26 protein-coding genes are annotated in these 22,511 nt (G+C 66.0%); 10 read left to right on the plus strand and 16 right to left on the minus strand.

Going from position 1 to position 22,511, the window contains the following annotated elements; genetic code table 11:
- On the plus strand, nucleotides 1-956 hold a 956-nt coding region (locus tag F6Q13_RS12330; protein ID WP_293056722.1), incomplete at its 5' end, for a class I SAM-dependent methyltransferase.
- Between the two features lie 52 nt (nucleotides 957-1,008).
- Here the strand turns inward: F6Q13_RS12330 and F6Q13_RS12335 are convergent.
- Nucleotides 1,009-1,455 carry a type II toxin-antitoxin system VapC family toxin gene (locus F6Q13_RS12335; RefSeq protein ID WP_293056723.1) on the minus strand — a complete coding sequence of 149 codons (447 nt, stop codon included), beginning with the start codon at nucleotides 1,453-1,455 and terminating at the stop codon, nucleotides 1,009-1,011.
- Nucleotides 1,415-1,660 (minus strand): AbrB/MazE/SpoVT family DNA-binding domain-containing protein, encoded by a 246-nt coding sequence (locus F6Q13_RS12340; RefSeq protein WP_293056724.1) that lies wholly within the window; start codon nucleotides 1,658-1,660, stop codon nucleotides 1,415-1,417. The genes F6Q13_RS12335 and F6Q13_RS12340 overlap by 41 nt, the downstream gene beginning before the upstream one ends.
- Before the next feature lie 175 nt (nucleotides 1,661-1,835).
- Here F6Q13_RS12340 and F6Q13_RS12345 point away from each other — a divergent pair, with 175 nt between their 5' ends.
- Together F6Q13_RS12345 and F6Q13_RS12350 are read left to right on the plus strand one after the other, a co-directional pair.
- The gene (locus F6Q13_RS12345; RefSeq protein ID WP_293056725.1) at nucleotides 1,836-2,069 is read left to right on the plus strand and encodes an antitoxin; all 234 of its coding nucleotides are present in this window, start codon (nucleotides 1,836-1,838) and stop codon (nucleotides 2,067-2,069) included.
- A gap of 8 nt (nucleotides 2,070-2,077) precedes the next feature.
- Nucleotides 2,078-2,515, plus strand: coding sequence for a type II toxin-antitoxin system VapC family toxin (locus F6Q13_RS12350; RefSeq protein ID WP_293056726.1), 438 nt, complete (start codon nucleotides 2,078-2,080; stop codon nucleotides 2,513-2,515).
- 45 nt (nucleotides 2,516-2,560) lie between these two features.
- Here the strand turns inward: F6Q13_RS12350 and F6Q13_RS12355 are convergent, their stop codons facing one another.
- The 4 genes from F6Q13_RS12355 to F6Q13_RS12370 form a co-directional block, all read right to left on the minus strand.
- A complete protein-coding gene (locus F6Q13_RS12355) occupies nucleotides 2,561-2,773 on the minus strand; it encodes a hypothetical protein (protein WP_293056727.1) in 213 nt (70 codons plus the stop codon).
- 658 nt (nucleotides 2,774-3,431) lie between these two features.
- Entirely contained in the window at nucleotides 3,432-4,286 is an 855-nt protein-coding gene (locus tag F6Q13_RS12360; RefSeq protein ID WP_293056728.1) for a cytochrome c biogenesis CcdA family protein, read from the minus strand.
- Nucleotides 4,283-4,831, minus strand: a complete 549-nt coding sequence (locus F6Q13_RS12365) for a protein disulfide oxidoreductase (protein WP_293056729.1) — start codon at nucleotides 4,829-4,831, stop codon at nucleotides 4,283-4,285. Before F6Q13_RS12365 ends, F6Q13_RS12360 begins: the two co-directional genes overlap by 4 nt.
- On the minus strand, nucleotides 4,828-5,406 hold the full coding sequence (locus tag F6Q13_RS12370) for a peroxiredoxin-like family protein (RefSeq protein WP_293056730.1): 579 nt from the start codon (nucleotides 5,404-5,406) through the stop codon (nucleotides 4,828-4,830). The genes F6Q13_RS12365 and F6Q13_RS12370 overlap by 4 nt, the downstream gene beginning before the upstream one ends.
- A gap of 237 nt (nucleotides 5,407-5,643) precedes the next feature.
- Between F6Q13_RS12370 and F6Q13_RS12375 the strand changes: the two genes are divergently transcribed.
- Complete coding sequence (locus F6Q13_RS12375; protein WP_293056731.1) at nucleotides 5,644-6,831, plus strand: Ig-like domain-containing protein; 1,188 nt, start codon at nucleotides 5,644-5,646, stop codon at nucleotides 6,829-6,831.
- A gap of 281 nt (nucleotides 6,832-7,112) precedes the next feature.
- Here F6Q13_RS12375 and F6Q13_RS12380 read toward each other — a convergent pair whose 3' ends face one another.
- Nucleotides 7,113-7,409: a glutaredoxin domain-containing protein gene (locus F6Q13_RS12380; RefSeq protein ID WP_293056732.1), complete on the minus strand. Its 297-nt coding sequence runs from the start codon at nucleotides 7,407-7,409 to the stop codon at nucleotides 7,113-7,115.
- 425 nt (nucleotides 7,410-7,834) lie between these two features.
- Here F6Q13_RS12380 and F6Q13_RS12385 point away from each other — a divergent pair, with 425 nt between their 5' ends.
- Nucleotides 7,835-8,524, plus strand: coding sequence for a flavodoxin family protein (locus F6Q13_RS12385; RefSeq protein WP_293056733.1), 690 nt, complete (start codon nucleotides 7,835-7,837; stop codon nucleotides 8,522-8,524).
- A 279-nt stretch (nucleotides 8,525-8,803) separates the two neighbouring features.
- Nucleotides 8,804-9,685 carry an alpha/beta hydrolase gene (locus F6Q13_RS12390; protein ID WP_293056734.1) on the plus strand — a complete coding sequence of 294 codons (882 nt, stop codon included), beginning with the start codon at nucleotides 8,804-8,806 and terminating at the stop codon, nucleotides 9,683-9,685.
- A gap of 185 nt (nucleotides 9,686-9,870) precedes the next feature.
- Here F6Q13_RS12390 and F6Q13_RS12395 read toward each other — a convergent pair whose 3' ends face one another.
- The 9 genes from F6Q13_RS12395 to F6Q13_RS12435 form a co-directional block, all read right to left on the minus strand.
- Nucleotides 9,871-10,575, minus strand: coding sequence for a deiodinase-like protein (locus tag F6Q13_RS12395; RefSeq protein WP_259656323.1), 705 nt, complete (start codon nucleotides 10,573-10,575; stop codon nucleotides 9,871-9,873).
- Nucleotides 10,572-12,830: a cation-translocating P-type ATPase gene (locus F6Q13_RS12400; RefSeq protein ID WP_293056754.1), complete on the minus strand. Its 2,259-nt coding sequence runs from the start codon at nucleotides 12,828-12,830 to the stop codon at nucleotides 10,572-10,574. The genes F6Q13_RS12395 and F6Q13_RS12400 overlap by 4 nt, the downstream gene beginning before the upstream one ends.
- Nucleotides 12,827-13,072 carry a heavy-metal-associated domain-containing protein gene (locus F6Q13_RS12405; protein WP_293056756.1) on the minus strand — a complete coding sequence of 82 codons (246 nt, stop codon included), beginning with the start codon at nucleotides 13,070-13,072 and terminating at the stop codon, nucleotides 12,827-12,829. Before F6Q13_RS12405 ends, F6Q13_RS12400 begins: the two co-directional genes overlap by 4 nt.
- Nucleotides 13,073-13,458: 386 nt before the next feature.
- Entirely contained in the window at nucleotides 13,459-13,980 is a 522-nt protein-coding gene (locus tag F6Q13_RS12410; protein WP_293056794.1) for a redoxin domain-containing protein, read from the minus strand.
- A gap of 305 nt (nucleotides 13,981-14,285) precedes the next feature.
- Entirely contained in the window at nucleotides 14,286-15,638 is a 1,353-nt protein-coding gene (locus tag F6Q13_RS12415) for a PPE domain-containing protein (RefSeq protein ID WP_293056758.1), read from the minus strand.
- 14 nt (nucleotides 15,639-15,652) lie between these two features.
- On the minus strand, nucleotides 15,653-15,835 hold the full coding sequence (locus tag F6Q13_RS12420; protein ID WP_293056761.1) for a hypothetical protein: 183 nt from the start codon (nucleotides 15,833-15,835) through the stop codon (nucleotides 15,653-15,655).
- Between the two features lie 513 nt (nucleotides 15,836-16,348).
- Nucleotides 16,349-16,831, minus strand: a complete 483-nt coding sequence (locus tag F6Q13_RS12425; RefSeq protein ID WP_293056763.1) for a hypothetical protein — start codon at nucleotides 16,829-16,831, stop codon at nucleotides 16,349-16,351.
- Nucleotides 16,828-18,633 carry a glycoside hydrolase family 15 protein gene (locus F6Q13_RS12430; RefSeq protein WP_293056765.1) on the minus strand — a complete coding sequence of 602 codons (1,806 nt, stop codon included), beginning with the start codon at nucleotides 18,631-18,633 and terminating at the stop codon, nucleotides 16,828-16,830. Before F6Q13_RS12430 ends, F6Q13_RS12425 begins: the two co-directional genes overlap by 4 nt.
- Before the next feature lie 334 nt (nucleotides 18,634-18,967).
- Nucleotides 18,968-19,546, minus strand: a complete 579-nt coding sequence (locus F6Q13_RS12435; RefSeq protein WP_293056767.1) for a hypothetical protein — start codon at nucleotides 19,544-19,546, stop codon at nucleotides 18,968-18,970.
- Between the two features lie 194 nt (nucleotides 19,547-19,740).
- On the opposite strand from F6Q13_RS12435, the gene F6Q13_RS12440 reads away from it, so the two are divergent.
- The 4 genes from F6Q13_RS12440 (at nucleotide 19,741) to F6Q13_RS12455 (ending at nucleotide 22,473) form a co-directional block, all read left to right on the plus strand.
- Entirely contained in the window at nucleotides 19,741-21,111 is a 1,371-nt protein-coding gene (locus F6Q13_RS12440) for an NAD(P)/FAD-dependent oxidoreductase (protein ID WP_293056769.1), read from the plus strand.
- Between the two features lie 336 nt (nucleotides 21,112-21,447).
- The gene (locus F6Q13_RS12445) at nucleotides 21,448-21,855 is read left to right on the plus strand and encodes a MerR family transcriptional regulator (protein WP_293056771.1); all 408 of its coding nucleotides are present in this window, start codon (nucleotides 21,448-21,450) and stop codon (nucleotides 21,853-21,855) included.
- Nucleotides 21,856-21,935: 80 nt separating this feature from the next.
- Nucleotides 21,936-22,268, plus strand: a complete 333-nt coding sequence (locus F6Q13_RS12450; protein WP_293056773.1) for an FAD-dependent oxidoreductase — start codon at nucleotides 21,936-21,938, stop codon at nucleotides 22,266-22,268.
- Between the two features lie 25 nt (nucleotides 22,269-22,293).
- Nucleotides 22,294-22,473: a hypothetical protein gene (locus tag F6Q13_RS12455; protein ID WP_293056776.1), complete on the plus strand. Its 180-nt coding sequence runs from the start codon at nucleotides 22,294-22,296 to the stop codon at nucleotides 22,471-22,473.
- Nucleotides 22,474-22,511: the final 38 nt, after the last annotated feature.

Consider the following 22,511-nt stretch of genomic DNA (forward strand, 5'->3'; position numbering starts at 1 on the left):
GACGGCGGGACTATCCGCGTTACCGTGGTCGGGTGACCCGCACCGACAACAACACCTGGGACGCCGCCTCCGGTGTGGGCGCCACCGCGACCATGGTCGCGGCCGGACGCGCGATGGCCAGCCAAGACCCCCGGCACCTGATCGACGACCCGTATGCCAAGCCGCTGGTCGAGGCGGTCGGCCTGGACTTCTTCACCAAGCAGGTCAACGGCGAACTCGACACCGCCGACCTGGATCCGCAGTCGGTGGCCCGGGTGCAGGCCCTGGTCGACGAGGTCGCGGTGCGCACCCGGTTCTACGACGACTACTTCCTGTCCGCTGTCGAAGCAGGTGTACGCCAGGCGGTTATCCTGGCCTCCGGGTTGGATGCCCGCGCTTACCGGCTGGGTTGGCCGGCGCAGATGGTTGTCTACGAGATCGACCAGCCCGCGGTGATCGAGTTCAAAACCGGCGTGCTGACCCGGCTCGGTGCGCAACCGCGCGCCGACCTGCGCTGTGTCGCAGCAGATTTGCGCGAAGACTGGCCTGCCGCACTGCGCGCGGCCGGCTTCGACCCGCAGTCGCCGTCGGCGTGGTCGGCCGAGGGCCTGCTGATGTACCTGCCGGCCGCGGCGCAGCAGCGGCTGTTCGACGCCGTCACCGCGCTCAGCGCGCCACGCAGCAGTCTGGCCGCCGACTACGTCGCCCGGCCCGCCAGTATCGACGCGGCGACGGCGCAGCGGGTCACCGCCGACTGGCGCGACAAGGGATTCGGCCTCGACATGGCGGCGATGACGTTCGCCGACGATCGCTGCGACGTCCCGGCCTACCTGACCGCCAAAGGCTGGCGGGTCGAGACGACACCGCGCGCCGACCTGTTCGCCCGCTACGGTGTCGAACCGGCCGCCGACACCAGCGATCTCACCGGTCAGACCAGCTACGTCAGCGCCATCCTCACCGCTGCGGAGCCGCCGTGAGTTGACCGGGCCGCGCGAGGAGCCGGCCGACACCCAGGAAGCGAGGCCGCCGTCAATCCACGAACCGGTACTCGACGTCCAGGGAGCGGTACGTGCGTTCCGCCCGGCGGTCACGGGTAAGCAGGCGACGCTGATTTGAGAGGGCGGCCTGTCCGACGAGGGCGTCATAGACCGAGCCGCCGACGATACCGAGGCCAGCGAGCCGCTCGCGAAGGTGGCGGGTTCCGGTTGCGTCGAGCCAACAGTCTTCCGGGAAAGCCGCAGCCAGTACCGAAGCCGCTTGGATCGCACTCAAGCGCAGGGGAAGTGGTAGTCGGGTCAACACCGAATACGTCTCGAACGTGGCATGCCCGGCAAGCGCAGGACGACATTCAACCAGGGCCTGGCGGCAGGCAGCGTGCGCTTCGTGGGCCGGATCGAGAGCGGCGACGGCAAAGCTCGTGTCGCACGCCCACCGGTCACCGTTGCGTCTCATCACGAAGTCGGCGCACGTCGTCATCCGTCAGCACGGCACCTTTCACGTCGCCGAGTATCGGCAGCCCGTCGCTGGTACCGATTGCACGTTGGCGCCGCCGAACCGGCTCGATCCGCAGACCCGATCCGTCCGGGATCAGTTCGAGCAGCGTGTCCGGCGTGATTCCCAGTGCGACGCGCAGTGCCTTGGGAATGACAACCCGGCCCACGCGGTCTACCGTCACGTACACGCCACGACATTACCATTTCATTCCCAAAATGGGCCTAGATATCCATCCGCCTCGGGTTCTTTTCTCTCCGGCCAGCTCGGCTCTGAGGCTGGTACTTCGGCACCGACGCGCGAACGAAGGCGGCTTGGCCGATGTAGTTTAGATGTAGATGTAAATTCAATGTACGATTCCATGTATGATTCGAACCCAAGTCCAGCTCCCCGAAGAGCTCTACCGCGACGCCAAGCGGATCGCACGCGAGCACGAGATGACCCTTGCCGAGGTCGTTCGTCGCGGCCTTGAGCACATGGTGCAGATTTATCCGCGGCGCGACGTCCCGTCCGACACCTGGCAGCCACCCCCGCCACGTCGACTCGGTCCGTTTCGGGTGTCTGAACAAACGTGGCGCGAGCTCGCCAACGAGACGTGAGCCGACCCGTGCTCTCTATCGATACGAATGTCTTGCTGTATGCCCAAAACCAGGATTGCGCCGAACACGACGGCGCCGCCGCCTTCCTCGTCGAGTGCGCTGGTCGGACCGACGTCGCAGTCTGTGAGCTCGTGCTTATGGAGCTGTATCAATTGCTGCGGAACCCTGCGGTGGTGACGCGACCGCTCGACGGTCCCGAGGCGGCGGAGATCTGTCAGACGTTTCGGCGTCACCGACGGTGGGCGCTCATCGACAACGCCCCGGTGATGAACGATGTATGGGAGCTGGCAGCGACGCCCGGAATTGCTCGCCGACGCCTGTTCGATGCCCGGCTGGCACTGACATTGCGCCACCACGGTGTCGACGAATTCGCTACCCGAAATGTCAATGACTTTAACGACTTCGGTTTTTCCCGTGTGTGGGACCCGATAGCCTCGGACCGCTGAACACACCGGCGCCCGAGCCGGCGCTGACGTCGACCAAATAGCGGCTCAGGCCAGGACCGGTGTGGGACCGGCGCCCAGGCCGACGTTGGCGCTCGCGCCGTTGAGGATCGCGCTAATGGCGGACGCTAGATTACTCGTCTGGAAGGACAACTGGTGGAAACCGACGATATCAACCGCGAAAGTGAGCTTTGACAGCTCTTCTTCACGAACCCCCGGGGCGGGACCGTTCGCGCACAAAGCGGTCCGGATGTCGACCATGCGCCGTTACGGCAGGGTAGAGAAGCCTAGAAACGGCGCTGGATCGAGAGAGCCGGTCATCAGCGACGCGTCACGCACGTCGGTGTTCCCGTTGCCCTGAGCAATTGCGTTGGGCCGTTGCCGATGGCTTCGGCGAGCTCGTTGCTGACCAAGCCGGTGCGGAGATCACCGCCAGCTAGGGCATAACTCTAGTCACCAACCACGGTAGCTGTGTCATTGTTGCCCAGCGCCGGTTACCCCAAACCGCGTTGACCCGAAAATGCCGTGGGTCCGCAGCCGGCACCGAGTCTGCCGTTGCGGCGGGGGTCAGACGGTGGCTTCGCCACGACGAGCCGCACGACGTCGACCAGGGAGGGCCGAGCGTCGCACGTCCTCGCCGTTCCCGCTACACTGAGCCTCGCCATACCCGTCGACCGGGCTGATCGTGCCTCGAAAACTATTCGCAGCCTCGAACGGCTAGGTTTTCGTCAGGTATTCGAAGATGTCGTTGGCGCTCGGGGACCTGACGAGAAACTCTTGGGTGCCTGGTCTGTGGTGTTGGGTTCGGACGGTTGAGAACGTGATCCGATGGATTTGGGAACGCGCTGAGAGGCGGTGACGCGGAGATCCTGGCGGGGTGCGGAGCCGTGGCCAACGGGGGAATGCGCCGCCGCCCCATTTATGAGCGACTGGCTCGGTGGCGCACCACGATGCGTAACCCGATCGCGGTTGCGACCAATCCGGCGAGCATCGCCAGCAGTGGCAAGCTGCCCAGGGCATCGACCTGGTTGGCCAGCCAACCTTGTACCGTCCCAACACCCTTGATGATCGGGTCGTCGGGCCTGGCGTCGGTGAAATAGACCCGGATCTCGTAGTAGCCGTAATAGCTGACGTAGATACCGGTCAACAACACCACGACGCCGGCGATCCGGCCGACATACGGCAGGATGCGGCGAAGCGTGCCGGTTGCCGCGGACCCGGCCAGGGCCACCGCCAGTGCGGCTATCCCGACGGTGATGGTCATCCCGGCCGCATACGCGATGAATGCCAGGATGCCGCGCAGTATCGAGCCTCGGTTGAATGTCACGCTGATCACCGCAAGAAACGGTCCGATGGTGCACGACAGCGATGCGATCGCGTACCCGACGCCGTAGCCGTACATCGATCGCAGCTGAGCGGTGGGCGTCCCATGAGACAGCCGGGGAAGGATGACCGCGATGTCCTTGCCGGCCAGCAGCCACACCGCCATCGTGACCAGCAAAACCCCGATGACAACGGTTGCGAACGGCAGGTACTTCTGCGCGGAGGCGATCAGCGGCGATAGCAGGAAGCCGAAGACGCCGAACACGGTGACGAATCCGGCGGACATGGCAACAGTCGCCGAGCCCGCGCGGACCAGTGTCGCCTGGCGTGACGATTCCGTGCCGCCACCGGCGATCACCAAACCCAGGTAGCCCGGCAGGAACGCGAAGCCACACGGGTTCAGCGCGGCCACCAGCCCCGCGCCGAGGGCAAAACCTATCGTGTCGATCATTGGTGGGACAGGCCCGTCACCCGCCGGGTGAGATCGGGCTCAGACAGCGGCCCCTTGACGACGTCGACACTGCCGTCAGGGTGAATGAACGCGAACGCGGGTTGTCGGGTGACACCGAATTTCGCCCAGACCGTCCCGTCGGCGTCGGCCAGCTCGCTGAATCCTTGCAGCTTGTACTTGTCGACGAACTCCCTCATGGCGGGAATCTGGTCCAGTCCGGCGACTCCGACGAAGGTCACACCCGGATTGGCCGCGGCGACCCGGCCAACCATCGGCGCCTCGCCTTGACAGGTCGGACACCATGGCGTCCAAAACCACAGCACCGCGGGTTTACCCACCAGGCTTTGCCCTTGAAAGTCCTGCCCGTCCAGGGTTTTGGCGATGAACCGCAGCTGTACGGGCACGTTCCTGGCTTCGGGTGGTCGGGTATCTGCGTGCCAGGGGGACGGAGGCGCCGGCGACGACCCGGCCCCGGAGTGCGAACCGCACGCCGCGACAAGCACCGCCGCGACGGCAAGGGTGGCGATCAATCGGAGATAAGTCACCGCGACTTTTTTCCGCCGAGCGACCGATCGATGTCCAGAAGTTGTTCCACCGACCACTGATCGTCGGCGTGACGACCGTAATGCGCCGCGACGACGGTCCCGTCGGGATCGATGAGGAAGTCGGCCGGCAAACCCAAATGCGTGGTGCCATCGGTTGACCCGACACCGGCATAATCGGGATCGTTACGGTGTCGGCGGGCGGCGGCATACCCGCGAAACGCCGATTGCCACGCCCGAGGATGAGTCAGAGCGCGTAGTCCCTTTTCCACTCCGAATGCGCGATACTGCTCCTTATCGGGGTCGGCCACCACCGTAAACGGCAGCAGGGACTGATAACCGCGCAGCTCCTCGGCTGGCGAATGGAAAAACACCACCTCGCTGATCCCGGCGTCGGCAACCTCTTGATACCGCTCGGCGAAGCTACGCAGATGCAGATGGCAGATCGGACAGCCCGCGAACCGGCGAAACTGCACGTGTGTACGTCCCGTGGTCGCCGGCACCTGCACCGGCTGGCCGTTGATGGCCTTAAGGCGTCGTACCGGAACGGTCGCACCGCTCGACAATCGGGTAGCCATGACAGCACCGTACGGCGTGCAGCACCGGCGCGCTAACCCGTTTGTCAGTGCGGTGACAGTGTGCACGCCGCCGGTGCTGACTATCGCTGCGCATGCGCGAGTGCGCTGACACATTGTCAGCGGCACGACACAGCGGCCGGCTGTGCCCGCAGCTGGGCTCTAGCGTCAGACCAGCACAGCCCGACCAGAAGGAGAAACCCCACGGTGCGACCCTGCCGACGAATGGTGAGTGCCCTCATGGCTGTCACAACGGTCGCGCTTTCCGGCTGCGCGGGTGGACATGCGGAATCGGAATCGTCGGCAGCCCCGGTCTGGCCACAGCCCGCGGTGGTCACTGTGTCGGTGGCCGACGGCGCGATCGACGTGGACCCGGTAGTCCCGGTGCAGGTGAGCGTCGACAAAGGAACGCTTATCTCGCTATCGATGGTCAACGACGCTGGGAAGGTTGTCGAGGGCGTCGTCACACCCGACCGGTCGCTGTGGAAAAACACCGAACCGCTCGGATACGGCACGACATACACCGTGACGGTCACCAGTCGAAGTGCGACCGGCGTGACCGCGACGCAAACGTCGATGTTCACAACCGTGCAGCCCACGAATCAGACCAAGGTGTATCTGTTGACGACCGGCGGGCACTTTCTCGACGACGAAGGCACCTACGGGGTGGGCACCGTGGTGGTCGCGCATTTCGACGAACCGATCGCCGACAGGGTGGCCGCCGAGCGGCACCTGTCGGTCACCACGTCGCCGCCGGCGACCGGATCCTGGTACTGGGTCGATGACCAAAACGCGCATTGGCGTCCCGAGCGCTACTACCGGCCGGGGACCAGGGTCACCGTGGCGGCCACCATCTACGGCGTCGCGGTCGGTGACGGTCTGTACGGCCAGGAGGACAGCCGTGTGTCGTTTGTGATCGGTGACTCGCACATCTCGGTGGCCGACGACACCACCAAGGCAGTCTCGGTGTATGAAAACGGCCGACTGGTGCGAACGATGCCCACCTCGATGGGCATGGGCGGCGCCGAAACCATTGCCGGCCGTAAGGTTTCGTTCTGGACACAGCCCGGGGTCTACACCGTGATGGACAAGGCCAACCCGGTCGTGATGGATTCCTCCACCTACGGGCTGCCGATCAATTCCCGACTCGGCTACAAGGAATCGATCAACTACGCGACACGCATCAGCACCGACGGGGTCTACCTGCACGAGCTTGATTCCACCGTGTGGGCACAAGGCTACACCGACGTCAGCCACGGTTGCCTTAACCTCAACCACGAGAACGCGCGCTGGTTCTACAACTTCGCCGTCCCGGGCGACGTCGTCGAGGTCGTCAACAGCGGTGGAGCGCCCCTGCAGATATGGCAGAACGGCGACTGGAGCATTCCCTGGGAGCAGTGGCTGCGCGGCAGCGCGCTACGCGGGTAGTGCGGGCAGCCCCGTCGCAACCTCGATAAGGTCATCTCCGCCTGAAAGGTTGCTGCAGCCGTGACAATCTGCGGTGGCATCGGCGGTGCCGTTGCCCAGGCCGGCACACGACCCACCGCGTCATCGTCGAGCGCGCCCCGCGCCAACGTGTGCAACGCCGCTGCAATCGCAGGAAACGGTTGACACCTCTCGGCCAGGGTCGATGCCATGCCGTCGCGCAGCACCCGATCGAACCGGCGCCGCAGCACGTCGAACACGATAAGCAGCCCTATGCAGCCGGACTAACGCCGCCACCTGCGCCACCACGGCGCCGACGTCTGCTCACCGCGGGCCGCGGCCAACACCTGCTGCACCGTGGGATTCACCATGGCGCGTTCGCCGATGCAAACCGTTGGCACGGTCTCGTTTCCGCCGGCCACCGACCGCACACGCGCGGCCGCTTCGGGGTCTTCCCAGATGTTGATTTCTCGCAGGTTGAGCCCGCTTCGCCGCAGCGGGTGCAGCAGCAAGCGACAATAGGGGCAGCCGGGCCGCCAGTACACCTCGACCACCGGATCCGTGCTTTCCGGTACGGTCACCCTGTCTCTCCCTGTGTGCTGCTCATCGCCGGTTCGCGGTCACCTGGAATACCAGCTGGCTCGAGCCCACATCGCGGTTAAGGACAGTACCGTACGTGCTGTGGCGGACCGGCCTTGGCGATGCCGTTAGCGGCGTCACCAACTGTTCAGGAAACCCGAATCTCACTGCCCGGGCAAGGGTTTTGTCACCTGGCTGACCATTCGCTCGACAATGGGCCGCCGACCCGCGTAAGGGCGGACATGCGGAGATTGCCAAGCAGGCCAACGTTATTTCCGCGGTCGGCCATCGTCATCATCAGGAAGATGACACCATGGGCGATAGATCGATGCGGGTTTTATGACCCTGCCTACCCGATGCAGTGGAGCAGTGTGCTTTGTGACGTTGGTAGCTGCTGCGGCAGAACAACAAGGTGCGTGGGCAACTCATGCTCCACGCGGTCTTCGTCAATTGCACTCTGAAAAAATCACCCGAACTCAGCCACACCCAAGGCCTGATAGACGCGAGCGCTTCGTTGATGGCCAGACACGGCGTCGCCGTCGATCACATCCGAGCTGTCGATCATGACATCGCCACCGGTGTCTATCCCGACATGACCGAGCACGGATGGCCGAGCGACGATTGGCCAGCACTTTACGAACGCATCATGGCCGCAGACATTCTGGTTTTGGCCGGTCCGATATGGCTCGGGGACAACAGTTCGGTAATGCGGACCGTCATCGAGCGCTTATACGGATGCTCCGGAAACCTCAATGCCGCCGGCCAGTACGCCTACTACGGCCGTACCGCTGGCTGCCTGATCACAGGCAACGAAGACGGCATCAAGCACTGCGCGATGAACATTCTCTACAGCTTGCAACACGTGGGTTTCGTGATTCCACCCCAAGCGGATGCTGGCTGGGTAGGGCCGGCGGGCCCGGGACCGTCATACCTCGACGAAGGTTCCGGAGGTCCAGAAAACGATTTCACAAACCGCAACACCACCTTCATGACGTACAACTTGATGCACATCGCGTCGCTGTTGCGCGCGGCCGGCGGAATTCCCGCCTACGGCAATCAACGCGCGCAGTGGGACGCTGGTTCGCGATTCGGGTTTGCTAATCCCGAGTACCGGTGACGCCAGCGCCTCACTAACCAGCAGCTGCATATACCGATCGTCACGAACCGAAACTGAATATGGCCGCCCTGCACAGACATGCCAAGCGCGGTGGTCAGCGGCGTCCAGCGGAGAGCACCGAAGTTAATCCAACAAGCTGACAAGCGGGCTGCGTGGTGTCGCAGCGACGTCCTGGAACTGATTTCCGCCAAGCAGAGCCATCAGATCAGGTGCTCGCACCGTCGACACGAGGATTGCACCTGAGGACATCGCCTGCCAGCCGATGATATCTTCGGTCGGGTGATGCCGACGAGTGTGTGCGAGTGGCGTGACGGTGGGCGCTGGTTGGCGACGGACGTGGGATCGGTGTTTGTCCGCTCGGCAACCGGTGTGGGTCCGACGGTGCTGCTGCTACACGGCTACCCGTCCAGCTCCTATGACTTCCGAAAGGTGGTCCCGCACCTGGCCGGGCGCGCATGGGCGGCCATGGACTTCTTGGGCTTTGGCCTCTCGGACAAGCCGCGGCCGCACCGCTACAGCCTGCTGGAACAGGCTGACCTGGTGGAGAACGTCATCTCCGACACCACCACGGGCCCGGTAATGGTGATCGCACACGACATGGGCACGTCGGTGACCACCGAGCTGCTGGCCCGAGACCTGGAGGGCCGCTTGGGATTTGACCTGCAGCGGGCCATACTGTCGAACGGCAGCGTAATCTTGGCGCGGGCCAGTCTGCGTCCGATCCAGAACGTGCTCCGCGGCCGGCTCGGCCCGGTGGTCGCGCTGCTGGTGAACCGGCGCATGTTCATCCCGGGCTTCGCGCGGCTGTTCAGCGCTGGCCATCCGCTGTCCGTGGAGGAGGCCGCCGCACAGTGGGCGCTGCTGTCGCACAACGACGGTCATCGCATCCTTCATCTGCTGATCTCCTACCTTGACGAACGTGAGCGGTACGCATCGCGCTGGCACGGCGCGGTCCGCGAGTGGCCGAAACCGCTGGGATTTCTGTGGGGGCTCGACGACCCGGTCGCGACTATCAACGTGCTCGACGGACTGAAGGAACTGCGTCCGGCCGCGCCGGTGATCGAGCTCCCCGGGCTGGGCCACTACCCGCAGATCGAAGACCCGGCCACCTTCGCCACGAGCGCGTTGCGATTGCTGGATGGCCAAGAAGACGCGCCATAATCGGCAGTAACGCAGGGTATGCCAGCCTTCTACGCGGGCGATGGGGTGTCCCGGACGGGCCCGTGGTGGAACCGGCAACGCAGGCTGCGATGACGCGTGTGCGAGGTCTACTCGGTGGCCCACTGTACAAGGGCCGCATCGGGTTCCACTCCCCTGCCCGGGAGATCCGCGTCGTGTCGCCGTGGCTACTCCGCCGCACCTGGTCGGCCCGGCCGCAGATGGGCGCGGGCCAGTGCGGGAAAGGCGACGACGAAATCCCAGACAGCCCGCCAGCCCGCGCGCCGCAGCACCCGGAATAGCGTGGCAGGCCCGGTTGGGCGGAACCGGGCTCGCACCGTCGCGGTGTCCTGGCCGGCGAGCATCGTGCGCAGCACGGCCTCGACGGCTGCCGGGTCGTTCCACATCGCGCGGAACGCCACCCTTCCGTCGGTGTCGATGACGTGCACAGTGTTCGGCATGGCCCCGTAGAGCCGGTGCGCAGTGCCGGCCAGGTCGTCAATCAGGATCGTGCGGCCCTCTTGTTCCTGGTCAGCGACTATCCGGGCGGCGGCGGTCTTCTGCGCGTGGTCGCGGTGCGCGCCGATCCGTCGTCCCGGATGCGCTTCTCGCACATAGAGAACGAGGAAGGCCACGTCGGGGAAGCGGAACGCCAGCGCGTTCATCGGCTCGATGTGCCCGACATACATCGGGCAGCTCGCGCTGCCGGTTTCCAGAACCACGGGCTTACCGCGGAAATCGGAGAGCTTGACCTCGGTGCCGTCCAGTCGCGTCGCGGTGAAGTCCGGCGCGGGTTCACCGACTGCCACACCCCCCAGGTGGTCCATGCTGCGATGCTCAAGACCGAAGTGGTCGTAGTTATAGGCGGTTACAGCCGAGTTTGTGTCTGTCATCGCTTCTCCGTTTCCGCGCACGACGGCAGCTGGCGCCACTGCCGGGATCGAGACAACCTGCGGTTTGAGACCGCGCCGAAACGGCGCAGCCGCAGCGAGTTGGTGACCACGCTGACCGAGGAGAAGCCCATCGCCGCGCCCGCGACGATCGGGTGCAGCAGGCCCAGCGCGGCAAGGGGAATCGCGGCGGCGTTATAGGCGAAGGCCCAGCCGAGATTTTGGTAGATGGTGCGCAGCGTGCACCTCGACAGCTCAATCGCACGCACGACACCGTCGAGCCGCTCGGACATCAGCGTGATGTCGGACGCCTCGATGGCCACGTCGGTGCCGGTACCGATCGCAATGCCCAGATCGGCCTGCACCAGGGCGGGGGCGTCGTTGACGCCGTCACCGACCATGGCGACCACCCGGCCCTCGTCCTGGAGTCGGCGCACCTCGCTCACCTTGTCTTGCGGCAACACTTCGGCCAGCACTCGGTCGATGCCGACCTGACCGGCAACCGTCGCGGCCGTGCGGGCGTTGTCACCGGTCATCATGACGACCTGCAGTCCCATCGCGTGCAGCTGAGCGACCACGTCGGCGGCGGCGTCTTTGACGGTGTCGGCCACCGCGAGCACACCGATAACCTGGCCGTCGGCGCCGACGAACACCGTGGTGTCGCCGTGGTCCTCCAGCTCCGCGGCCGCCGCAGCGAGGTGATCGGGCAGGAGCAGACCGTGCTCGTCGACGAGTGTGCGCCGCCCGACCAGCACTGCCCGGCCGTTGATCTCGGCCCGCACCCCGTGCCCGGCCAGGTTGGCGAACCCCGTGGCCACCGGAACCTTGAGCCCCTGCTCCTGCGCGGCGGCGACGATGGCCTTGCCGATCGGGTGTTCAGAACCGGACTCGGCCGCAGCGGCGAGCCGCAACACCAGATCAGCCTCGCGCCGTTTGTCGACGATGACTTCGGTGAGCCGCATCTGAGCACGGGTGAGGGTGCCGGTCTTGTCGAACACCACGGTGTCGATCTTCTTCGTGGCTTCCAGCACCGCGGCGCCCTTGACCAGGATCCCCAGGGCCGCGCCCCGGCCGGTGCCGACCATGATCGCGGTGGGGGTGGCCAGGCCCAGTGCGCATGGGCACGCGACGATCAGCACCGCCACCGCGGTAGTCATGCCCGCGACCGGGTTGGCGGCCAGCAGTGTCCAGCCGGCGAACGTTGCGGCGGCAACTCCGACGACGGCCGGCACGAACACCCCGGAGACCCGGTCGGCCAGCCGCTGCACCGGCGCCTTGCCGCCCTGGGCCTGCTCGACCAGGCGCACAATCTGGGCCAGCGCAGTCTCCGCCCCGACGGCGGTGGCGCGCACGGTCAGCAACCCATCGGTGTTGACCGTGGCCCCGGTAACAGCGTCGCCCGCCGTTTTCTCCACCGGGACGGACTCACCGGTCAGCATCGACTCGTCCACGGCGGCGCGCCCGGCGGTAACCTCGCCGTCGACTGGGATTTTCTCCCCTGGCCGCACCCGCACCAGGTCGCCGACTCGGACCTGATCGACCGGGACCAGGCGCTCCTGTCCGTCGACGAGCAGCCGGGCTTCCTTGGCGCCCAGCTGCAGCAGCGTGCTGATCGCCTCCGACGCCTTGCCCCGGGCTCTGGCCTCGACGTAGCGGCCCAGCGCTATGAACGCGACGATCATCGCGGCGGTGTCGAAGAACAGGTGCCCGCCAGCGACTAGTCCATAGGTGGAGTAAAAGAACGCAGTCAAGGTGCCCAGCGCGATCAGCGTGTCCATGCTGGCGCTCAACGCCCGCGCCCGCTGCACCGCTCCTTTCAGGAACGGCCACCCGGCCACGAATTGCACCGGCACCGTCGCGGCGAAAGCCGTCCACCGCGCCCACGGGTAATCGCCGAAAAACGCCGTCAAAGCAATCACCGGCAGCGCCAACGACCAAGCCAGCCACACCCGCCACAACCAGGTCCGCCGCTCACGGGCGGTCTCCTCACCCGGCGGCGGCTGGCTCGGAGTGACCGGTTCGATGTGATAGCCAATGCGATCCACCGCCTCGCGCAGCCGGTCGGCATCCGCCTCGGCGGGCCGATAGTCGACGTGCGCGGTTCCGGTGGCGAAGTTCACCTGCGCCTCGACCACACCAGCCTGCTTGGACAACGTCTTCTGCACACGCGCCGCGCACGACGCGCAGGTCATACCCGTCACCGCGAAGTCGACCCGCAGCGTCTGCGGGGCCTCGGTGCGCTGGGCCAGTTCCGTCACGATGTCTCGCCCCGCACAGGTGTCTCCTCGCTGCGGTGGCTGACGACGTCGTAGCCCTGGGCTTCGATCAGCTCGATCAGCCGCTCCGCCGTGACACGCTCGTCGTAATGGACGGTCACCGTCCCGGTCGCCAAATCCACGTCGACCGTGGCGACTCCGGCCAGCGGTGCGACCGCGGTCTCGATCGCACGCCTGCACGTGTCGCAACTCACCGCTGGCACATACAATCTGGTGGTCGTCATAGCATGCTCCCATCTTTGCCATCAGTACCCACACCACGAGCACGCAGACCGTACCGGTCGCAACCGGCGACGCGGCCTGGCCCGCAGATGCGTCGCGCTTCGAGTCCAAAGACCGCACCCGGCGCGGCCGCATCGAAACCAGATTGTGAATCCCTCGCCGATTGTCGATTCACGGTCGTCGGCATCGGGCAGCGCCAGTTCACCATGACATCGTGAAACCCGGTGAGGGATGTGTCTTCAAACTGACAGTTTTCCTTGCCGAGGACGTGAATTTTGGCGGCGCAATGACATTCCGGACATTCCGCACCGGGCGGGCCGACCGAGTCCGCGCATACCATCGCCGCCACACATCGCGGCGCGCAACGCCGCGACGGTAGGCGAGACAACTAACCCTTCGTTCCGCGAAGCAGACGCTGGACTTCCAGCAGTTGGTCCACCGACCATTGATCGCCCGAATGGCGCCCGTAGTGGGCAGCGACCACGGTTCCGTCGGGGTCGATGAGAAAGTCGACCGGCAATCCCAGGTGGGTCGTGCCGTAGGTACGTCCGACACCCGCACGATCCGGGTTGTTGCGACGAAGCAGCGCCGCCGTCCCACCGCGGATCGCACCCCACCATGCCTGTGGATCCGCGGCGGCCCACAGACCGGTCCCCACCCGGAAGTCGCGGTACAGCACCCAGTCGGGGTCGGCCACCACCGCGAACGGGAGCGAGGACTGATAGCCGCGCAGCTCGTCGTCGGGGGAATGGAAAAGCACAACCTCGACGATTCCAGCGCCGGCAACCTCCTGATACCGGTCGGCAAAGCTGCACAGGTCAAGGTGGCAGATCGGACAGCCGGCGAACCGCCGAAACTGCAGGTGGGTCCGCCCCCCCTTCGCCGGTACCTCCACCCGCCGGCCGTTCATGGTCCGTAGCCGGCGCACCGGAACGGCTGCGCCACCACATAACTGGGTAGGCACATCCACACTTTAGGGTGTGGGTGCATCGGTGTGGTAAGGCGTTTGTCGGGGCGGTGACAGTTTCCGCCCATGCTGTTCGCCCAGCCCCGATCCCCCTGCCGCTAAAGCGACCGGCCCCTTCGGGGCCCACCGGCGGAGGCCAAAACGGTGACTCCGTACGGAGCACAAGCTCACGTCCAGGAATCCGTTGCCGACTGGGCGCTTCCGTGCATCTACCGCGCCTATCAACCGGTCGGCAGCGAACAATCAGGTCAGCGACAAAGAAGCCGCCGTTTCTGCTCGCTGAATTCCTCCTCGGTCAGGATTCCAGCGTCGCGCAGTTCGGCGAGTTCGCGTAGCTCAGCGGCGATTCCCGTTACCGAGCCGCCCAGGGAGGTCTGCGCCGGCATTGCGGGTGTGCGAGAGGTCGCCGTGCCGCGATCCGGGCGGCCGATGGATGCAGCGTCGCCGATGGCGCGCCCGGCCATAGTCGCCAGGGCCATCTCCGCGAACAGGTTTCCTGGGCCGCCGACCCCGATCCCGGCTGCAGCCCCGAAGCCGGCGACCGGTAATGTCAAGGCGACAGGGCGTATCGCCGGGGCGGCCACGGCCCAGCCCTGCGGAACCGACAGCCCGCCGATCAAGACCGCCCGGCCCAGGCCGGCCGACAGCGCCGCCGGCCCTGCACCGGAATCCAGGCTTGCCGAGCTCACCGATCCCAACCGGGCCAGGATACGACCCTCCATGCCGGTCATCTGATCCTGCGTGCCGTGCAGCAGGTCCTGAGTGGCGACGATCAGGACTTGTGTGTCGGACATCTGAACCTGTGCGGCCCTTATCTCCGAGGTGGCCTGCGATGCGGAGCCCCACGCCGCAGACGCGGTGGCCAGGCCCGTCGACGACAGACCCGAGTCTGCGCCCGACACAGGCGACAACCCCAACGTCGTCAGAATTCCCGATAGGCCCGAGGTGGCCTGCCCGGTCGTGGCAGACGTGGACGTGAAGGGTGCGGCGAGGCTCTGCAGGGCCTGGGGCACCGCAGAGAGGAGCTGGGGGCTGGCCTGGGTGACCCCGGCGGCGTGCCCGCCCAGCACGGCCGGGTTGGCGCTGGGCGCCGGCGGGGTGAACGGCGGCAGCGTGGTCGCCGACGACGAAGCCCCCGCGTAGCTGTACATGGCGGCGGCGTCTTGGGCCCGCGCCTCGGCGTACTGGGCTTCAGTGGCCGCGATCGCCGGAGTGTTTTGCCCCAAAAGGTTCGTCGCGACCAACGCCATCAACTGGGCGCGGTTAGCCGCAATCACCTGCGGGGGCACCGTCATCGCGTACGCCGTCTCGTATGCGGCCACGGCCGCCCGCGCCTGGTTTGCTGTCTGTTCGGCCCGCGAGGCGGTGGCGCTCAACCACCCCACATAGGGGGCAGCTGCGGCCGCCATCGACGCCGATGAGGGGCCCAACCACGGCCCGCTGGTTAGGGCCGAGACCACCGAACCATAAGAGGCTGCCGCGGAATCCAACTCGGTCGCCAGCCAATCCCAGGCTGCCGCGGCTGCCAGCAGCGGCCCCGATCCCGGACCGGTATAAATCCTGGCTGAGTTGATTTCCGGTAGTAATCCCGCGAAATCCATTGTAGCAGAGCCTCTTAACCGACCGTGACCGCATTGGCGGCCTTGATGGCCGCATATGACCCGATGTTTATCGCGGATCCGATGTCCGCTAAATTGCCGACCGTTATCATCAGCACCTCCGGCTGAGCATTGACGAACCACATGTGCTGCCTGATCTGGTTCAGACCGGTGACGGATTGCCGGTCGGAGATCGCCAACTTGCGTAACTTTCCGGTCGTTTGAGGCGACGTTAGCGGGGACCTGCGGAACTCACTGGATAAAGTGTCATCTTGCTGACAATAATCGCTGCGCCAGCGGAGCATGGTGGCCATGGAGCCAGCGGGCTCCCGGATGGCGGCGTCGGGTCAATGCGCTTCCCAATACCGTTGTCCACCATGGCGGTTCTGTCACCGGTGGCATAGCTGCCAGGTTCGTGCACTACGGGTCGACAACAGCAGGCGATCAATAGTCTTTAGACCAGTCCTGGGCATCCCCGCTTACTCGGGTGAAACGACTCCGATGAGCCGCAGGCTCCTCGCATTGCTAGCCCGTGCCACGCGGCATCGGCGCGCCAGCCTCATCAGACTTCCCCCATACGGCAAAGCTCATCGAACGGTCGCACGCCACCACCCGTGAGTGGCTGGCGAGGCGCCATCCCGGCACCGGGCAGGCAGCCTTGCTTGCGCCACACCGGCACTGAGCGCAAATGCGCTCGGGATCGCTATCTTCTCTCAGATCGCCAGAGCGGTAGTGGCACCGACGATGGCACCGTAGGCGGTGTGGGCTAAAAGCGCGACGGCAGGGGTGCTGACCCCGTAGTTGAGCATGATGAATCCGGGCGGTTCCAGCAGCGCGACGTCGGGTGCGCTGGTGGTGGCTTTGCCCATCCGGGGGTGGACCACCGGCAGCAGGATACTCACCAGGGCAGTGCCGGCGAACATGCCATGCGCCAGGCCCAGTAGCGCCCCCAGCACGGCCCCGGCGTGATGGGTCGCGGCGAATATCGCGTAGTAGCCCAGGCCAAAAAGCTGGCCGAACGCGAAATGCATCACATACCCGATCGCCTTGGCTCGGCTGCGATGCACGGTGATTGCGGTGCCGAGCAGGAATGGTAGATCCATGCGGGTCAGCTTGAGCTCGCTGCCTGCGCGCATAACGGTGGTCAAAACCAGCGTGCCGATGAACGCGCCGGCCAGAGTTGCCCAGACGCTCATCGGTTCGCCTTTTCGGCAAACGCCGCGATGGTGCACGCGGCGTTGATCAGCGCCAGATGGGTAAGCCCCTGAGGCAGATTGCCGAGAAACGCTCCGGTCGCCGGATCGACTTCCTCGCTGTAGAGGCCGACATCGTTGGCCAGCCCGACGAGCGTGTCCATCAATTCGATCGCCCCGTCGACGTCTCCCGTCCGGGCGAGCGATTCGGCGAGCCAGAAAGAGCACGACAAAAACGCCCCTTCGGCGCCGGCGAGTCCGTCGGAACCCTGATAGCGCTGCACGTAGGGGCCTTGCCGTAGCTCGGTGTTCACCGCAGCAATGGTGGCCCGCATGAGCGGATCGTCGCCGTCGGTGTATCCGTGCAACAGTCCGAGCAACACCGCGGCATCAAGGTCCTCGCTTCCGGCGGAGCGGACGTAGCAACCGCGCCGCGCCGAGACGCAACGGGTCTGGACAAAATCCCGGATCTGAGTCTGCGTCAACCGCCAACGCGCGACGTGGCGGTCGGACAGTAGAGCGTGTTCGGCCAGGTCGGCGGCGCGGTCGAGCGCCACCCAACACATCATCTTCGACTGGGTGAAATGCCGCGGTTCATCGCGCACTTCCCAGATCCCAGCATCGGGCATCCGCCAAGCGCCACAGACGAAGTCGGCCAGCTCGGCCAGCCGGCGGGCCACATCCGCATCCAATCGGCCGGTAGCGCAGGCATACATGTGACCGGTCTGCAGCAGCTCCCCGTAGGTGTCCAACTGCACCTGGCTGGCCGCCGCGTTACCGACCCGAACCGGTCGGGAGCCGCAGTAGCCAGCCAACGGCAGCGCGCGCTCCTCGGCACGGGCTCCACCGTCAAGGCGATACAACACCCGCAGCCGCGGATGGGTTAGTTGGGTGGCGTGCATCAGCCACCAGAAATAGCCGTGTGCCTCTGCCATGCAGCCGAGCTGCAGAAAGGCGCCGAGGGTGAAGGCGGAGTCGCGGACCCAGGAGTAACGGTAGTCCCAATTACGCTCGCCCCCGATACTTTCCGGCAAGGACGAGGTCGCGGCCGCGGCTATCGCGCCGGAGGGAGCGAAGACCAGCAGTTTGATCGCCAGCGCGCTGCGCAGCATTGCGTCGGGCCACCTGCCCGGGTGGGTGCGAACTGCGCACCAGTCACGCCAACCGGCCACGGTCTGGGCCAGCCGGGCGTCGCAGTCGGCCCGAGCGGGCAGCACCAGCGGTTCCTGATCAGCGAACGTCATCGCCAGCAGCGCGCTGCCCGGAGCAGCGAGGGTGAATCGACCTGAGATAGCACCGTCGCCAGCGGTGGGTGTGCCCGCGTCCCAGGTGCGTAACGCGACGCTGGTCGAGTCATGCGTCGCGACCGGGATCCCTGACCGCCACGACAGCCGCGGGACATGAGCGCCGTAGCCGAACCGCGGCTGCATGCTCCAGCGCAGCGGTACGTTACCGCAGACGCCCTCGATCCTTCGTTGCAGTTCGCGCGCCGGCGAGAGGGCCGTGTCATCCGCAAGAGTCAGGGCATCGGTCACCCGCACCGTTCCTGAGTCGGTGACGAAGGTGGTTTCCAGCACGTTCGTTCCCCACAGGTAACGGCGGGTTACACGAAACGGCGCCTCCGGCCGGAGCAGGAACCGGCCGCCCCGCTCAGCGTCGAGAACGGCTGCGAATACGGTCGGCGAATCGAGGTTCGGCAGCGCCAACCAGTCGATCGTTCCGTCGCGGCCGACAAGAGCTGCCGTCCGGCCATCACCGATCACCGCGTAGTCGCGTAGCGGAAGGCAACCATCAGTGCGGTCCACCTGATCGACCCGTTTCCGGTTGCAGCCAAAATCGCCCTTGCTCGCACCAGCGTGACTACGCTCCACCAACTTCACCCGCCTTGACGTGCTAGATGACCCATCAGAGTCGGCCTCGGGCCATCACGCGGACCAACTGTCACCTCGCTGACAGGACGTGCAGCGGCCGGACGAGCCGTCTATGCAGTTCGTATCGATGTTGCTGCCGCGGAATGGTTTTCGTCTGCACCCGGGTGCTGCCGTTTCGGTGTTACCAGGCTACAACTGCTTTCACAGTCGCCCGCCGTCACGTGTTGCGAGTATCGATGCCAAGGACGTGTGGCAAGGTGCCCATGCTCTAAAGAGCCGGGTAATTGGGTGAGTCGGTCGGTGGGCTGGCGCCAGGGTCGGAGCCCCGCGTCACGTCAGCACGGGCGTCGTCGCGAGCGGTGGAAGGAAGGGACGTATCCACACACCACCATGCGTCGCAGAGTTTGGCCCACCATTCAGGTACAGGTAGCGGTGCAGCGCCGCAGGCCACCACGCCGTAGGTGCTCGGGTCACCTTGGTCGCCCGGCGTCGACGCGACGAATTGATCGACCAGCGCGGCGACATGGTCGTCCACGTCGATCTCACAGTGCACGTTTCCCGAATACGGCCACGGGATTGACACCTGCATGCCGGCCTTGGCCGGATCGCTCAGCACGGTGTCGAACCTGAATTCGCGGCCGGTCGCGCTCAACGGGGCAGTGCCCGTATACCTCTCATTGGCCATGAAGATTGCCCGACCGCTGGAGATTGGCGAGTCGACCTTGGCGACGTAGGTGATGTTGTGCGGGTTGTGCGGGTCGGCCAGTGCGGTCACCGGAGTCAACTGTGAGCTCGCCACCACGCTCGCCAGTACGGCGATCGCTCTCCGACTGTGCGCGCTGCTCATGACTGCGAACACTACGCCGCACCTGGCTTGACAGCCAGGGATTTTCCAACCACCGTCACCACGGGTTCGTCGTCGATCATGCGGGAATATCTCGGTTCGCGGCGGAAATAGCGTCGACTGTCCGGCTACTGACACTGTGCTCGACCACGGCGCCACCGCTGCGAAGAGTGTCGACGAAACGGAGAGGGAACATCATGCCCGACCACGACGAGGTCGATGTGGTGGTGATCGGCCTGGGCCCGGGCGGGGAGGCCGCCGGCACGCGCCTGGCCCAGGCCGGCCTGAAGGTAATCGGCGTGGATGCGCGGCTGGTAGGTGGCGAATGCCCGTACTTTGGCTGCGTGCCGACGAAGATGATGGTCCGGGCGGCCGACACCCTCGCCGAAACGCGTCGCGTCTCTACCCTGGCCGGATCCGCCGACGCCCGGCCGTCTTGGGCTCCGGTGGCTGCCCGAATTCGAAGCGAGGCAACCGACAATTGGGATGACACGGTCGCGGTGCGGCGATTCGAGAGCGCCGGTGGCCGATTCATCCGTGGCCGCGCAAGGATCACCGCACCCGGGCAGGTGGGGGTGACAACCGATCACGGCGAGCAGGTTGTTCATGCGACGCGGGCGATCCTGCTCAATCCCGGCACCGAGCCGGCGATCCCGCCGATCGACGGGCTGGCCGATGCGCCCTTTTGGACCAACCGTGACGCCGTCGCCGTCGAGGATGTGCCCGCGTCGCTGACGATCCTCGGCGCCGGGCCGATCGGGTGCGAGTTCGCCCAAGTTTTCGCCCGGTTCGGCAGCGCGGTCACCATCGTCGAACCCCAGCCGCGGCTGCTGCCCGCTGAGGAACCCGAAGTGGGCGACGTGCTGGCGAAGGTGTTCGCCGCCGAGGACATCCAGGCCCGCACCGGCGCCTCCGCCACCAAGGTGAGCCCGGACGCCACCGTGGTAAGCCTTGATGACGGCAGCGCCATCACCTCCGAGCGGCTGCTGGTGGCCACCGGTCGCCGCGCCGATCTGGCCGCGCTGGGCATCGGCGCCGTCGGGCTGGACGAAACCGCCCACGGGATCGACGTCGACGCGCGGATGCGCGCCGCCGAGCGGGTGTGGGCGATCGGCGATGTCACCGGCAAAGGCGCGTTCACCCACGTGTCGATGTATCAAGCCGGCATCGCCGCGGCCGACGTTCTCGGCGAAAACCCGCACCCGGCCGAGTACCGTGCGGTGCCGCGGGTCACGTTCACCGACCCGGAAGTCGGGGCGGTCGGGTTGACCGAGCAAGCAGCCCGAGACCGCGGGATCGCGGTGCGCACCGGGGTGGCGGCGATCCCGTCGTCGGCGCGCGGCTGGATCCACAAGGCCGGCAACGACGGTGTGGTCAAGCTTGTCGAAGACACCAGCAGGGGTGTGCTGGTCGGCGCCACCGTCGTGAGCCCGGCCGGCGGCGAGGTGCTGGCAATGCTGACTCTCGCGGTGGACGCGCAGGTGCCCACCGCGCGGCTGCGACGAATGATCTACGCCTACCCCACCTTTCATCGGGCGATCGAGGACGCCTTGGCCGATCTGTCCTAGCCCGAGCGACGTGACCGCTGTCGGCTGCGACGGCTACCTGGCGAGCGTCCACTCCCGCAACGCCGGCATCAACGAGCGGGTCCGGTCGGGATCAGGGCACCTTGACCATGGTCCTCCCGCAGCAGCACGTCGGTGTGCCCTGTCCGGGGCACGTCGGCCGAGCCGCCTTGGTCACCGTCAGCTCACACCCGCAGCCCGCATCGGGGCATCGGTACACCTCCCCGGCCTGAAATGGCATCTTCCTCACCTCCTTTTCGCGGTTCGCCGGCTGACACAAGCACCGTAGAACCCGGCCCCAGGGGCAAGGTCAATACTGGGAGTCAGGAGGAAACCGCGATGACCGCTCAGCTACTGACCCTCGGGCAGGCCGCGCGGGCAGCGGGCGTCAGCCGCAAGGCGATGCGGGTCTATGAAGCCAAGGGCCTGCTGCCACCGGCCGAACGCAGCGCCGCCGGCTATCGGCTCTACTCCGACGCCGATGTCGAACTGCTGACCTTCATCCGGCGAGCACGCCAACTCGGTCTGCACCTGGACGACATCCGACACGTGCTGGCCGTCCACCACGGCGGTGACATCCCCTGCGGCACCGTGTTGGACCTGATGGATCAACGCATCACCGAGATCGACGAGCTTGTCGCCGAACTGCTGGCACTGCGCACGACCCTCAGCCAAACTCGCGCACGCGCCGCAGACTGCACGCACCCCAGGCCAGTCACCTTCTGCCCCATCATCGAAGACACCTAGACACCTCGGTCCGGCCAAGTATCCGCAATGCTCTCGACGTGAGCCTGACTCGGGAGTGCTGTCACAGCGGACCGCGATCGGTGACGGCGGTGCTGTGGTCGCCAATCCAAGTGGATATCGCGGCGGAGAACCCGGCCATGCCGCTGCTGTTGGCGGCGGGGTGCCAGTGCCAGGCCGCGACCGCAGTCGTCGATGGTGCCAGAAGCGAGTTCCACGCCGAGCACGTGCTGGTCGCGACGGGCCGTCGCCCTGTCACCGACGGACTGAACCTGGACGCGATCGAAGTGAAGGTCGGCGACCGCAGGCAGGCGCTGGTCGGCAAGCATCCCAGCAGCAACCCTAGGATCTGGGCCGCCGATGATGTTGCTGCCGCGCACGGCAACCTCGTCGCCGACGGCCGGATATTCGTGTGAATGCCGGGGTGCTGCTCTGGAACATGTGCCTCGCTCGCTGGTCAACCGCGCCACCCGCGGGCTGGCCAAGATCGTCGCCGCACGCGGTTCCGGTCGCATCCTGGGCGTGCACATAACCGCCGAAGGCACCGGCAACGCGATCCAGGCTGCCGTCTATGCGGCGGCCTCCGGAATGACAACCCCAAAAATGGCATCCCGGTGGTAACCGCTCCCCCTCAACCGGTGCTTACCCAGCGTCGACGA

It is taken from the genome of Mycobacterium sp. (assembly GCF_008709575.1).
GTDB lineage: Bacteria > Actinomycetota > Actinomycetes > Mycobacteriales > Mycobacteriaceae > Mycobacterium.

Coding starts and splice junctions, on each gene's coding strand:
- F6Q13_RS12335 (WP_293056723.1), bottom strand. CDS start 1,455: ATGACGACGTGCGCCGACTTCGTGATGAGACGCAACGGTGACCGGTGG.
- F6Q13_RS12345 (WP_293056725.1), top strand. CDS start 1,836: ATGATTCGAACCCAAGTCCAGCTCCCCGAAGAGCTCTACCGCGACGCC.
- F6Q13_RS12355 (WP_293056727.1), bottom strand. CDS start 2,773: ATGGTCGACATCCGGACCGCTTTGTGCGCGAACGGTCCCGCCCCGGGG.
- F6Q13_RS12360 (WP_293056728.1), bottom strand. CDS start 4,286: ATGATCGACACGATAGGTTTTGCCCTCGGCGCGGGGCTGGTGGCCGCG.
- F6Q13_RS12370 (WP_293056730.1), bottom strand. CDS start 5,406: ATGGCTACCCGATTGTCGAGCGGTGCGACCGTTCCGGTACGACGCCTT.
- F6Q13_RS12375 (WP_293056731.1), top strand. CDS start 5,644: ATGGCTGTCACAACGGTCGCGCTTTCCGGCTGCGCGGGTGGACATGCG.
- F6Q13_RS12385 (WP_293056733.1), top strand. CDS start 7,835: ATGCTCCACGCGGTCTTCGTCAATTGCACTCTGAAAAAATCACCCGAA.
- F6Q13_RS12395 (WP_259656323.1), bottom strand. CDS start 10,575: ATGACAGACACAAACTCGGCTGTAACCGCCTATAACTACGACCACTTC.
- F6Q13_RS12405 (WP_293056756.1), bottom strand. CDS start 13,072: ATGACGACCACCAGATTGTATGTGCCAGCGGTGAGTTGCGACACGTGC.
- F6Q13_RS12410 (WP_293056794.1), bottom strand. CDS start 13,980: ATGAACGGCCGGCGGGTGGAGGTACCGGCGAAGGGGGGGCGGACCCAC.
- F6Q13_RS12415 (WP_293056758.1), bottom strand. CDS start 15,638: ATGGATTTCGCGGGATTACTACCGGAAATCAACTCAGCCAGGATTTAT.
- F6Q13_RS12425 (WP_293056763.1), bottom strand. CDS start 16,831: ATGAGCGTCTGGGCAACTCTGGCCGGCGCGTTCATCGGCACGCTGGTT.
- F6Q13_RS12435 (WP_293056767.1), bottom strand. CDS start 19,546: ATGAGCAGCGCGCACAGTCGGAGAGCGATCGCCGTACTGGCGAGCGTG.
- F6Q13_RS12440 (WP_293056769.1), top strand. CDS start 19,741: ATGCCCGACCACGACGAGGTCGATGTGGTGGTGATCGGCCTGGGCCCG.
- F6Q13_RS12445 (WP_293056771.1), top strand. CDS start 21,448: ATGACCGCTCAGCTACTGACCCTCGGGCAGGCCGCGCGGGCAGCGGGC.